Source organism: Kushneria sp. AK178, from assembly GCF_053903105.1.
The window spans coordinates 1912274-1924210 of record NZ_CP096381.1; the positions used below are offsets into that span (position 1 = coordinate 1912274).

The window sequence follows — 11937 nt, forward strand, 5'->3', positions numbered from 1 at the left end:
CCGTTATCTTGGCATTGAACAGGACATACAAAATGAGCCAGATCCCCTCTAATCTCCGCTATTCGGACAGTCACGAATGGGTCCAGGACAATGGTGATGGTACGGTTACCATCGGCATTACCGATCATGCCCAGCAGGCGCTCGGCGATGTGGTCTTCGTGGAGCTTCCCGAGGTGGGCAGCACCATCACGACCGGTGAGGAGTTCGGTGTGGTGGAATCGGTCAAGGCCGCTTCCGATCTTTATGCCCCTTTGGGCGGTGAAGTTCTGGGTGTCAACACCCTGCTTGAAGACACGCCGGAAAGCCTTAACGAAAGCCCCTACGACGATGCCTGGCTGGTCAAGATTCGTCTGGCAGAACCCGATGAACTCGAGTCGCTGATGGACGCCGACGGCTATGCCGAGCTTGTCGCCAATGAAGAAAGTGACTGATCGCAACAACCAATAGCGCTTACGACTGACACCACGAGGCTGACCTCCTCGCTGCTGTCAGAAGGGCCACCTGATCACCGCTCGTCCATCCGTCGGCTGCGCCCTGCAGAGCCACCTTCTGATACGCCATCTTACGGAGATCCCATGGCCGCTGATTCTCGCTCGCTGGATGACCTCTTCGCGCATGACGCGTTCATTGACCGTCACATCGGCGTTGATGCCGAGACCCGCCACAGTATGCTGGAGGCCCTGGGTGCCGACTCGATGCCGGAGCTGCTCGATCACACCATTCCCCGGGATATTCGCCTGCAGGAGGCGTTGAACCTTGCCGGGCCGGTGTCGGAAACCGACGCACTGACGCGTCTGCGCCGTGTGATGAGCACCAACCGGGTGATGAGAAGCCATATCGGTGCCGGCTATTACGGCACCATCATGCCCGCGGTCATTGCGCGCAACGTTCTGGAAAATCCGGGCTGGTATACGGCCTACACGCCCTATCAACCCGAGATTGCCCAGGGGCGCCTTGAAGGGCTTCTCAACTTCCAGCAGATGGTCATGGACATGACCGGCATGGCGCTGGCCAACGCCTCGCTGCTGGACGAGGCGACCGCCGCGGCCGAAGCCATGGCGCTGTGCAAGCGCGCCAACCGGAAAAACAAAAGTTCGGCCTTTTTTGTCGCGGACCACGTGTTTCCCCAGACTCTGGATGTCGTACGCACCCGTGCGCACTGGCTGGGCCTTGAGGTTATCGTTGATCGGGCCGAGCGGCTGGATCAGTACGACGTGTTCGGCGCGCTGGTGCAGTCTCCGGCCGATGACGGCAGCGTCACGGATCTTGGTGATCTCATCGAGCGCGCCCATGAGCGCAGCGTCATGGTCGCAGTTGCCACGGATCTGCTGGCGCTGGCACTTTTGAAGACGCCGGGAGAGATGGGCGCCGATATCGCCCTCGGGTCGGCCCAGCGTTTTGGTGTTCCCATGGGCTTTGGTGGCCCGCATGCGGCCTTTTTTGCCGTCAACGATGATCTCAAGCGCGCCATGCCCGGACGCGTCATCGGCGTCTCCCGCGATCGTCACGGCCAGCCGGCCCTGCGCATGGCCATGCAGACGCGCGAGCAACATATCCGTCGCGAGAAGGCGACCTCCAACATCTGCACGGCGCAGGCACTGCTGGCCAATATCGCCGGCTTCTATGCGGTCTATCATGGCCCTGATGGCATTCGCACCATCGCGACACGCGTTCATCGGTTGACCCGGATTCTGGCCCACGGTCTGGCCGGCAGCCGGATCCAGATAGACAACGAGCATTTCTTCGATACGCTGACCCTGCGCGTGGACGACACCCGGGCCCTGCGCCAGCGCGCCGAAGATGCCGGCCACAATCTGCGCTATCGCGAGGATGGCCGCGTGGGCATCAGTCTGGACGAGACCACCACATCGGACGATATCGAGGCGCTTTTCACTGTTTTGCTGGGAGAACAGCACGATCGTAATATTGCCGCCATTGATGCCGAACTGCAGAAAACCGACGCACAGCTGCCACCGTCCTGTCAGCGGCAGTCGGAATTTCTGACGCACCCGACCTTTTCGCGCTACCACAGCGAAACCGAGATGCTGCGCTATTTAAAGCGTCTCGAGAATCGCGATCTGTCGCTGACGCACGCCATGATTCCGCTGGGCTCCTGCACCATGAAGCTCAATGCCACCACCGAGATGGTGCCGCTGTCATGGACCGAGTGTGCCGATATCCACCCCTTTGCGCCCGACTCGCAGGTTCCGGGCTACATGACGATGATCAGGGAGCTGGGCGACTATCTCATCGAGGTGACCGGCTATGACGCCATCTCGATGCAGCCCAATTCGGGCGCTCAGGGAGAATATGCCGGGCTGCTGGCCATTCGACGCTATCAGCAGTCGATCGATCAGGGCCACCGGCACATCTGCCTGATCCCGTCATCCGCGCATGGCACCAATCCGGCATCGGCCGCCATGGCCAGCATGAAGGTGGTGGTGGTCGAGTGCGATACCGAGGGCAACATCGATCCGAGTGATCTGCAGGCCAAGGCCGAGCAACACAGCAGCGAACTGTCGGCCATCATGCTCACCTACCCCTCGACCCACGGGGTATTCGAGGAGGGCATCCGTCAGGCCTGCGAGATCGTGCATCAGCACGGCGGGCAGGTCTATATCGACGGCGCCAACATGAACGCTCAGGTCGGCCTGTGTCGGCCGGGCGATTACGGCGGCGACGTCTCGCATCTCAATCTGCACAAGACCTTCTGCATTCCGCATGGCGGCGGTGGTCCCGGCATGGGACCGATCGGTGTCAAGGCGCATCTGGCCGAGCACCTGCCGGGCCATGTGCACCGTCAGGGGGAAACCCGCTTTGAACCCGGGACCGCCGTGGCCTCGGCCGCCTTTGGCAGTGCGCTGATTCTGCCCATCTCGTGGGCCTACATCGTCATGATGGGCGCCCGAGGGCTGCGCGAGGCCAGCGAAGCGGCCATTTTGAATGCCAACTACGTGGCGCATCGCCTGAGCGATCACTACAGCGTGCTTTATCGCGGTCAAAAGGGTTACGTGGCCCATGAATGCATCATCGACATTCGCCCGCTCAAAACCGCCAGCGGCATCGATGAGGAAGACATTGCCAAACGGTTGATGGATTACGGCTTCCACGCACCGACCATGTCCTTCCCGGTGGCAGGAACGCTCATGATCGAACCGACCGAATCCGAATCACGCCAGGAGCTGGACCGTTTCTGTGACGCGATGATCGCAATTCGCGAGGAAATTCGTGCCATCGAGCGAGGTGATGCCGCCCGCGACAACAACGTCCTGGTCAATGCCCCGCACACCCAGCATGACCTGTACCGCGATGACTGGCCCTGGCCCTATTCGCGTCAACAGGCCGCCTTCCCGACACAGGCGACAAGGGCTGCCAAGTTCTGGCCCAGCGTCAATCGGGTGGATAACGTTTATGGCGATCGCAACCTGATCTGCAGCTGCCCGAGCATCGACGACTATCGTGACTAGGCAGCCATGATTTATCAGGCCGATCCGGGAGGCACTTATCCGATCGGCCTGGTCATGACAGTATGCGAAGGCATTCATCAGGCGCTGCGGTCGTCAGACACCATGTCGGCAGGGGCTTCGTAGCCGTAAAGCGCGTTGCGACGCTGCTCGCGGAACTCATCCAGCAGCTGGCGATAACGCCGTGGCAATTCGGCACCGCGGCGCGTCAGCACATACAGCGACTCATAGACCGGCACCGATAGCGGCACTTCCTGTACCTGCCGCTGCCAGGGCGAGGTTTCCAGCACCGGTCGCGATACCACGGTAAATCCCAGCCCGCGCGCCACCGCATCGAGCACGACCGCGACATCGTTGGTATAGCCCTTCTGCGGGAAATGACTGATCGAACGAAACTCGTCGGCGTAATTGTCGCGCAGCACCTGGCTGGCGTTATGAATGCCATCGAAGTAGTTCAAAAAGCCCAGCGCCAGCAGCTCATGGATACTGTTGCCGCGAAAATCGGCCGGCACCACCAGACACAGCGGCTCGTGATGCCAGAGCTCATACTCGAGATCGGGATGGCGCGTGATGTCGGTCACAATGCCCAGATCATGGCGACCCGCCATGACGTCCTGAACGATTTCGGCATTGAAGGCAAAGTTATAGCTGATGGTCAGCCCGGTATGCACCTGCTGATAGCCCAGTGAGAAGGGATAGAACATCAACCCGATGCTGGAGGGGCTGGCAATACGACAGTCACCGCTGCTGAGGGATTCATCATCGAGGCCGTGACGAAACTGTTCGTGCTCGGCAAAAAGCCGGATGGCATAGTCATAGGCACGCCGGCCCGCCTCCGTTAACGTGAAACGGCGACCATGGCGGCGCAGCAGCGTCTTGTCCAGATAGTGTTCAAGCTTGCGGATGTGCTGGCTGACCCCCGGCTGGGTCATCTCCAGTTTATGAGCCGTATGGGTAAAACTGCCTGTTTCCACCAGCGTGATAAAGGTCTTGAAATACTGGGCATTAAACATGAGGGATTGTCGGCTCACTAACGGCTCTGGCCGCAGTACGACCCAGGCAGATAAAAATCTTCATGTCCGATCAGACAGATACGACGTGACCGCCTACCTTATCAGAAAATGGCACGGCTCGCATGAGCTCTCGAGGCTCACGTGTTAGCATCCACAAACATGATTTCTGACACCGCTGCCCACTGGAATATCCATCATGTCCGATCCCTTTCTGGAACGCGCTGACAACATCAAGAAAACGCTGCTTTTGATGGAATCCGAAGCGCCTGACGATGATCTCTTTGCACTGGGTTACATGATCCCGCAGATCGAGCTTGTACAGGAGATGGCGCAATACGACCCCGAGGACGTGACCGGTGAGGATTTCGATACCACCTATCGACAGTGGCTTGAAAGCACCTTCACGGAAGATGCCATGGCAAGCGATGACCGTCGACGCATTGAAGAGCTGTGGCGAAGCGCCCTGAACCGAACGGCCTGATACATCGCTGCCAGGGCCCCTCTCTGGCATTTGTTGACTGCAGGAAAAGGATATTGACGAGGATGACAGAAGCCACCCGAATTTCAGCCACCATCTCTCCGGAAGGCAGTCTCGAAGTACTCTCGCAGCAAGAGGTCAACCGCCTGCGGGATACGTCGTCCAACGGCATGCATGATGTGCTGCGTCGCTGCGCACTGGCCATTTTGAACTATGGCACCATGGTCGACGACAGCTGCAGCGTGCTGGAGACCTATCACGACTTTGATATCGAGGTCATTCAGCAGGATCGGGGCATCCGCCTGAAACTCAGCAATGCCCCGGCGCACGCCTTTGTGGATGGCAGCATGATTCGCGGGATTCGTGAACTGCTCTCTTCTGTCCTGCGCGATGTGGTCTATGTCTCCAACGAGATCGAAAAGCACGGCCGTTTTGATCTTGATTCTGCCGAAGGCATCACCAACGCCGTCTTCCATATCCTGCGCAATGCCGGCGTCATGAAGCCCTCGCGCGATCCCAACCTCGTGGTCTGCTGGGGCGGGCACTCGATTTCACGTGACGAGTACGACTACAGCAAGTCGGTGGGCTATCACCTGGGCCTGCGCGACATGGACATCTGCACCGGCTGCGGACCGGGCGCCATGAAAGGACCGATGAAGGGGGCCAACGTGGCGCACGCCAAGCAGCGCCGCCGCGAAAGCCGCTATCTGGGCATCTCGGAACCCGGCATCATTGCTGCTGAATCCCCCAACCCGATCGTCAATGAGCTGGTCATCATGCCGGACATTGAAAAGCGTCTCGAGGCCTTCATCCGGGTCGGACACGGCATCATTATCTTTCCGGGGGGCGTGGGCACCGCCGAGGAAATTCTCTATCTGCTGGGCGTACTGCTGCACCCGCGCAATGCCGATATCCCCTTCCCCATCATCTTTACCGGGCCCGCCGGCAGCGCTGACTATTTCCGGCGTATTGACGAGTTTATCGCCTTTACGCTGGGCGCCGAGGCGCAGAAGTATTACCGCATCATGATCGATGATCCCGTGGGCGTGGCACGTGCCATGAAAGAGGGGATCGAGGAAGTGACCGAATTTCGCCGCCAGCATCAGGATGCCTTTTACTTCAACTGGCGTCTGGACATTCCCCGCGACTTTCAGCAGCCCTTTACGCCCGATCACGACGCCATGGCCGGCCTGGCACTGCATCGCCGCCAGGATGTTCATGACCTGGCCGCCAACCTGCGCCGCGCCTTTTCGGGCATCGTGGCCGGCAACGTCAAGGAACAGGGCGTGCGCGCCATCGAAAGACATGGCCCCTTCCGCCTGAACGCCGAAAGCGAGCTCATGCAGCCCCTTGATGAACTGCTGACCTCTTTCGTGGCTCAGGGACGCATGAAGCTGCCGGGCAGCGAATACGTCCCCTGCTACACGCTCAACGCATAGCTTCCGAACCGCTGGCGGCGCTACTGCCCTGCAGGGCGCCACCAGCCGTAGAGGGTGTGCAGCAAAAGCCCTACCGTCATGGCTCTGGGCAGCCATTGATACCAGCGAGTCGCCTCGCCGGTCATCAGCTGCCACAGGGCCGTGGCGGCCACTCCCGCCACCAGCCACAGCAGCAACCGCTTCAGCGATCGCTGCGTGTCGTTTTTGACACTGTCTGATGCCCGCTGCCACAGCAGCGCGGCGACCACCACCAGGGCGGCCACGCCCGCGCAGACCAGTACCAGCCGCTCGTTGTCACGAACGATATAGTAGCCGGGCGCTGCCATCAGCATGGTCAGGGCCAGCCCCAGCAGGATGGAAATCCGCTCACCGCTGGCCAGCAATCCCTGACGGCTCATGAATGCGTTGCCAGCCACTGCTCCACCCAGGGCAGTGCCGCATCATCGGCCATGGGCGTTTGTGTGGCATCCACTTCCAGACGCTCACCAACCCGGGTGGCCCCCAATTCGGTCAGGAGCTCATCCAGTTTGCGGCCGGCACCACAGAAGCTCTCTTCATAGTCACTGTCTCCCATGGCAATCAGGGCATACCGCAGCCCTTCAAGCGAAGGACGCTCCTGCTCGAGGGCATTGCTCAGTCCGGTGAAGTTGCCCGGATAATCCCCCCGCCCCGTAGTGGAAATGCAAAACAGCGCCAGATCCGGCCTTGGCTCGATCAATCGATCAAGCGTTGGTGTTTCATGAATGTTGACACCGTATCCCGCCGACTCAAACAGTGGCGCTACCTGCTCGGCCACATCCAGCGCGCCGCCATAAACAGTTGCAACATAGATTCCGACATCAGACATGACGTGTAATCACCGCGTTGAATTTAATACACAATAGCATGGTTCACCGGGCGCTTTCCCGGATGGTCATACAGGAAAGCCCCGCCATGAGCGGGGCTTTCAATGACACGACGAACCCGGGTCAGGTTCGTGACGCCAGCGTCGAATTACGCCTTGTCGCGCTCTTCCACCAGCGCCTTGAGCTTTTGACCCGGTCGAAACGTCACAACACGGCGCGCCGAGATAGGAATTTCTTCTCCCGTCTTGGGATTACGACCAGGCCTTTCGCGCTTGTCACGCAGATCGAAGTTACCAAAGCCCGAAAGCTTTACCTGTTCGTTTTCCCTGAGACAACCGCGGATTTCGTCAAAAAACTGCTCGACAAGCATCTTGGCTTCACGCTTTGAAAAGCCAAGCGACGTGTGCAGATGCTCTGCCAGTTCAGCCTTGGTCAACGCACTCATTTATCCGCCATCCTGTAGGAGACCATACCCCGTCACTGCCGTCAGTTGCGCAGCAACGCACCAAAACGTTCCGAGGAAACCGCTACAATATTGTCAATCGTTTCATTGATTTCAGTATCTGTTAGCGTGCGCGAAGGATGCTGCCAGGTCAAGCCCAGCGCCACGCTCTTGCGCCCCTCTTCCACGCCGGCACCCTGATAGACATCGAACAGCCGTAGATCCGTCAATGCTTCCCCGGCCTGCTCATGGATCATGTCCATAAGCGATTGTATCGGCAGGTTTTCGTTCACCAGTAACGCCAGATCACGTCTGACTTCAGGGTGACGGGACAGGGGCGTGAAGGCCGCCAGCCTGCCCCTCTGTAGCGACGCCAGCTCGAGTTCAAAGACGTAAACCTCGGGCTTGATCCCGAGACGCTCCCTGACCGCCGGGTGCAGTGCACCGAGCCAGCCGGCGCAGTGGTCGCCGCGCATGATACGGGCACACTGCCCCGGATGAAGCGCGTCGTGCTCACCGGCTTCAAAGCGCCATTCATCGTCGGCCCCCCCCAGAGCCAGAAGCCGCTCGACATCTCCCTTGATATCGAAGAAGTCAACACCCTCCCTGCGACTCGTCCAGCCTTCCGGGTCGCGTGTGCCGCAGATCATGCCGCCCAGCATGGGCCTTTGCGTCAGCGCATCGATCTCGCCGCTGAACACCAGCCCCGTTTCGAAAAGGCGAACACGCTGCTGCTGGCGATTGAGATTGTGCAGCAGTGCACGGCTGAGCCCCGTCCACAGACTCGAGCGCATGACGGACATATCGCTGGAGATGGGGTTGGCAAGGGTGGGCGTCACGGCGCCGGGAGCAAACGCCTGCTGACTCTCATCGGACACGAAACTGTAGGTAATGGCTTCCTGATAGCCGCCTGCCACCAGATGCTGGCGAATGACGTCCAGAGAAACCTTTGCGCCATCCTCTCGCCCAGGAGAGAGATTCGACTGCGGATACCGCACGGGCAGCCGGTTATAACCGTGAATGCGTGCCAGCTCCTCGACCAGATCCTCTTCCAGACGTACATCAAAGCGCCAAGCAGGAACACTGACGTTCCAGCTGCCCGCCCCCTGAGGGGTCAGGGTCATGCCAAGCCGCGACAGAATGTCGTTGATCTCGTGATCGTCGAGTGCCATGCCCAGCATCCGGGTGACACGTTCGGCGCTCAGCGTGATCTGACAGGTCCCGGGCAGTGCCTGCTGGTCCGTCTGCTCGATGACCGGGCCGGGGCGACCACCGGCCAGCTCGACCAGCAGCTTCGTGGCGCGCTCGAGTGCACGCACCTGCAGCTCCGGGTCCACACCACGTTCGAAGCGATGCGACGCATCCGTATGCAGACCGTACTGGCGCGCCTTGCCGGCCACGGCCAGCGGCGCAAAGAAGGCCGACTCCAGCAGCACATGGCGCGTGCCCTGATTGACCCCCGAGCGCTCGCCCCCCATGACGCCGGCAATGGCCAGCGGGCCTTCGGCATCGGCAATCAGCAGGGTATCGTCTTCAAGCTGAACGGTCTGGCCATCGAGCAGCGTCAATGTTTCGCCCTGGCGTGCATTTCGCACTTCGATATGCCCCTGGAGGCGCTCAAGATCGAAGGCGTGCATCGGCTGGCCAAGCTCGAGCATCACATGGTTGGTAATGTCCACCACGATATCGATGGATCGCAGTCCGCAGCGTCGTAGCGACTCGGTCAGCCACAGGGGGGAAGGCGTGCTGACATCGACGTCACGAACCACACGCGCACTATAGCGTGGGCAGGCGTCAGTATTTTCAAGACGAACCTCAAAGCGCTCGTCCATCTGCGCCGCAACGGGGGCAATTTCGGGCGCCTTGACTTCAACGCGATTGAGCACACCAATCTCGCGTACAAGCCCCATCACACTCAGACAGTCGCCACGGTTGGGCGTGAGATCCACATCGATACTGTGATCATTCAGCCCCAGCCACTGTCTCAGGTCTTCACCAACGGGTGCACTGTCCGGCAGCACCCAGATGCCCGGCGACTTCTCTTCAACCAGCCCCAGTTCGGACTCGGCGCAGATCATGCCATGAGATGCCACACCCCTGAGTCTTGCTTCCTTGATGGCGAAATCGCCCGGCAATACGCCACCGGGCCTTGCCAGCGCCACTTTCTGCCCGGCAGCCACGTTGGGCGCCCCGCAGACGACCTGCTGATGCTGACCGCTGCCATCATCAAGCTGACAGACACTCAACCGGTCGGCATCAGGGTGCTGAGCCACCTCCTTGACCTGTGCAACGACCACGCCCGAAAACGGGGCTGACACCGGTTCAACGGCATCCACTTCCAGCCCCGCCATGGTGATCTGATCGGCAATCGCCTGCACATCCTGCGCCACATCAACCCATTGACGCAGCCACTGTTCGAAAACTTTCATCTTGCCTCGCTATACCGAAACGGATTACTGAAACTGGCGGAGAAAGCGCAGATCGTTGTCGAAGAAAAGGCGCAGGTCGTTAACGCCATACCGCAGCATCGCCAGACGTTCGACCCCCATGCCGAAGGCAAACCCGCTGTAGCGCTGCGAATCGATACCGACATGGCCGAACACGTTGGGATGCACCATGCCGCACCCCATCACCTCGAGCCAGCCGGTATGGGAGCAGACACGACACCCCTGGCCACTGCAGTTCACACACTGAATGTCGACTTCTGCCGAGGGCTCGGTGAAGGGAAAATAGGAAGGTCGAAAACGGACATCGAGCCGATCACGCTCGAAAAAGGCTTTCAAAAAGGCTTCGATGGTGCCCTTAAGATCGGCAAAGCTGACGTTTTCGTCAACAAACAGGCCTTCTATCTGATGAAACATGGGGCTGTGGGTGAGATCGGAATCATTGCGATAGACGCGACCCGAACACACCAGACGCACCGGCGGCTCCTGATGCTCCATGGTTCGTATCTGCACGGGAGAGGTATGCGTGCGCAGAACATGGCGTGCATCGAAATAGAAGGTGTCATGCATGGCGCGGGCGGGATGGTGAGCCGGTATGTTCAGCGCCTCGAAGTTATGATAATCGTCTTCGATTTCAGGGCCTTCGGCGATATCATACCCGATATTGGCAAAACACTGCTCAATGCGTCGCAGCGTCTGCGTAATGGGGTGAAGACCACCCGACGATTCACGCCGGCCCGGCAGGGTAACGTCCACCTTCTGTGCCGCCAGCCTTTCTGCCATGGCACGCTCTTCAAGCGTGGTCCTTCTGGCATCCAGGGCGGTTTCGATCTGCTGTCTTGCCTGATTGATCACTTCTCCGGCAGCAGGTCGTTCCTCTGCCGGCAATTTCCCCAACCCCTTGAGCAGGGCTGTCACCTCGCCCTTCTTGCCAAGGTAACGGACACGAATTTCTTCAAGTGCCCTGATATCTTCGGCAGCGTCAATGGCCTCGACTGCCGTCGCTACTACTTTGGAGAGATGCTCCATCCGTCCTGCTCCATGAAAAACGGCAGATTGCAGATACCAGAAAAGCTCTGCACATGGATCCTGTTATCAGGGATCTGACGATAAATTGTTGCCATACAAAAAAACAAGGGAAGAGCAACGGCTCTTCCCTTGTAGCACTTCGGCAGGTGATATTGGATCACCCGGACCGTCAGGCAGCCTTGGCCTGCTCGACGATAGCGCCAAAAGCCTGCTTTTCGTGAACGGCCAGATCGGCAAGGATCTTGCGGTCGATCTCGATACCGGCCTTTTTCAGGCCACTGATAAAGCGGCTATAGGACATGCCGTGAGTGCGGGCTGCAGCGTTGATACGCGCGATCCACAGCGCACGGAACTGACGCTTGCGCTGACGGCGGTCACGATAGGCGTACTGTGCCGCCTTGATGACCGCCTGTTTGGCAACACGGAAAGTACGTGAACGAGCACCGTAGTACCCTTTTGCCTGCTTCAAAATCTTCTTGTGACGACGACGGGCGACGACACCACGCTTTACACGGGCCATGAGAGCCTCCTGACTTCAGTTGTTAAAATCGACTTAGATATAAGGGAGCATGCGCTCGATCAGATGACGATCGGCATCATGGATCTGCTTCATACCGCGCAGCTGACGCTTACGCTTGGTCGATTTCTTGGTCAGGATGTGGCTGCGAAAGGACTGCTTGTGTTTGAAGCCCTTGGCCGTGCGCTTGAAGCGCTTGGCCGCACCGCTGTTGCTCTTGATTTTCGGCATGAGAATAACTCCGCACGATATTTTTTAGAAAACTC

General features: G+C 59.3%; 12 protein-coding genes. 4 read left to right on the plus strand and 8 right to left on the minus strand.

Annotated elements, in window-relative coordinates; all coding sequences use genetic code 11:
* The first annotated feature begins 32 nt into the window (after positions 1-32).
* Both gcvH and gcvP read left to right on the plus strand, forming a co-directional pair.
* Positions 33-431: a glycine cleavage system protein GcvH gene (gcvH, locus tag M1D97_RS08650; RefSeq protein WP_456267342.1), complete on the plus strand. Its 399-nt coding sequence runs from the start codon at positions 33-35 to the stop codon at positions 429-431.
* Between the two features lie 144 nt (positions 432-575).
* Positions 576-3467 (plus strand): aminomethyl-transferring glycine dehydrogenase, encoded by a 2892-nt coding sequence (gene gcvP / locus M1D97_RS08655; protein WP_456267343.1) that lies wholly within the window; start codon positions 576-578, stop codon positions 3465-3467.
* Between the two features lie 77 nt (positions 3468-3544).
* On the opposite strand, the gene M1D97_RS08660 is transcribed toward gcvP, so the two are convergent.
* Positions 3545-4477, minus strand: coding sequence for a LysR family transcriptional regulator (locus tag M1D97_RS08660; protein WP_456270199.1), 933 nt, complete (start codon positions 4475-4477; stop codon positions 3545-3547).
* 196 nt (positions 4478-4673) lie between these two features.
* Between M1D97_RS08660 and M1D97_RS08665 the strand changes: the two genes are divergently transcribed.
* Both M1D97_RS08665 and ppnN read left to right on the plus strand, forming a co-directional pair.
* Positions 4674-4958 (plus strand): hypothetical protein, encoded by a 285-nt coding sequence (locus tag M1D97_RS08665; protein ID WP_456267344.1) that lies wholly within the window; start codon positions 4674-4676, stop codon positions 4956-4958.
* A gap of 62 nt (positions 4959-5020) precedes the next feature.
* Positions 5021-6394 carry a nucleotide 5'-monophosphate nucleosidase PpnN gene (ppnN, locus tag M1D97_RS08670; RefSeq protein ID WP_456267345.1) on the plus strand — a complete coding sequence of 458 codons (1374 nt, stop codon included), beginning with the start codon at positions 5021-5023 and terminating at the stop codon, positions 6392-6394.
* Positions 6395-6414: 20 nt separating this feature from the next.
* Here ppnN and M1D97_RS08675 read toward each other — a convergent pair whose 3' ends face one another.
* From M1D97_RS08675 to rpmI, 7 genes are all read right to left on the minus strand, one after another.
* Entirely contained in the window at positions 6415-6792 is a 378-nt protein-coding gene (locus M1D97_RS08675) for a hypothetical protein (protein ID WP_456267346.1), read from the minus strand.
* Entirely contained in the window at positions 6789-7241 is a 453-nt protein-coding gene (locus tag M1D97_RS08680) for a flavodoxin domain-containing protein (RefSeq protein WP_456267347.1), read from the minus strand. Before M1D97_RS08680 ends, M1D97_RS08675 begins: the two co-directional genes overlap by 4 nt.
* A 146-nt stretch (positions 7242-7387) precedes the next feature.
* Positions 7388-7684, minus strand: coding sequence for an integration host factor subunit alpha (locus M1D97_RS08685; RefSeq protein WP_086622906.1), 297 nt, complete (start codon positions 7682-7684; stop codon positions 7388-7390).
* A gap of 41 nt (positions 7685-7725) precedes the next feature.
* The gene (gene pheT / locus M1D97_RS08690) at positions 7726-10110 is read right to left on the minus strand and encodes a phenylalanine--tRNA ligase subunit beta (RefSeq protein WP_456267348.1); all 2385 of its coding nucleotides are present in this window, start codon (positions 10108-10110) and stop codon (positions 7726-7728) included.
* A gap of 24 nt (positions 10111-10134) precedes the next feature.
* Entirely contained in the window at positions 10135-11154 is a 1020-nt protein-coding gene (gene pheS, locus M1D97_RS08695; protein WP_456267349.1) for a phenylalanine--tRNA ligase subunit alpha, read from the minus strand.
* 169 nt (positions 11155-11323) lie between these two features.
* Entirely contained in the window at positions 11324-11674 is a 351-nt protein-coding gene (gene rplT / locus M1D97_RS08700) for a 50S ribosomal protein L20 (RefSeq protein WP_456267350.1), read from the minus strand.
* A gap of 33 nt (positions 11675-11707) precedes the next feature.
* On the minus strand, positions 11708-11902 hold the full coding sequence (gene rpmI / locus M1D97_RS08705) for a 50S ribosomal protein L35 (protein ID WP_456267351.1): 195 nt from the start codon (positions 11900-11902) through the stop codon (positions 11708-11710).
* Between the last annotated feature and the right edge of the window lie 35 nt (positions 11903-11937).

Bases quoted from the DNA above. Each gene is read 5' to 3' on its own strand.
- pheT (WP_456267348.1), bottom strand. From the start codon at position 10,110: ATGAAAGTTTTCGAACAGTGGCTGCGTCAATGGGTTGATGTGGCGCAG.
- rplT (WP_456267350.1), bottom strand. From the start codon at position 11,674: ATGGCCCGTGTAAAGCGTGGTGTCGTCGCCCGTCGTCGTCACAAGAAG.
- ppnN (WP_456267345.1), top strand. From the start codon at position 5,021: ATGACAGAAGCCACCCGAATTTCAGCCACCATCTCTCCGGAAGGCAGT.
- M1D97_RS08685 (WP_086622906.1), bottom strand. From the start codon at position 7,684: ATGAGTGCGTTGACCAAGGCTGAACTGGCAGAGCATCTGCACACGTCG.
- M1D97_RS08660 (WP_456270199.1), bottom strand. From the start codon at position 4,477: ATGTTTAATGCCCAGTATTTCAAGACCTTTATCACGCTGGTGGAAACA.
- gcvP (WP_456267343.1), top strand. From the start codon at position 576: ATGGCCGCTGATTCTCGCTCGCTGGATGACCTCTTCGCGCATGACGCG.
- rpmI (WP_456267351.1), bottom strand. From the start codon at position 11,902: ATGCCGAAAATCAAGAGCAACAGCGGTGCGGCCAAGCGCTTCAAGCGC.
- pheS (WP_456267349.1), bottom strand. From the start codon at position 11,154: ATGGAGCATCTCTCCAAAGTAGTAGCGACGGCAGTCGAGGCCATTGAC.
- M1D97_RS08665 (WP_456267344.1), top strand. From the start codon at position 4,674: ATGTCCGATCCCTTTCTGGAACGCGCTGACAACATCAAGAAAACGCTG.
- M1D97_RS08675 (WP_456267346.1), bottom strand. From the start codon at position 6,792: ATGAGCCGTCAGGGATTGCTGGCCAGCGGTGAGCGGATTTCCATCCTG.
- M1D97_RS08680 (WP_456267347.1), bottom strand. From the start codon at position 7,241: ATGTCTGATGTCGGAATCTATGTTGCAACTGTTTATGGCGGCGCGCTG.
- gcvH (WP_456267342.1), top strand. From the start codon at position 33: ATGAGCCAGATCCCCTCTAATCTCCGCTATTCGGACAGTCACGAATGG.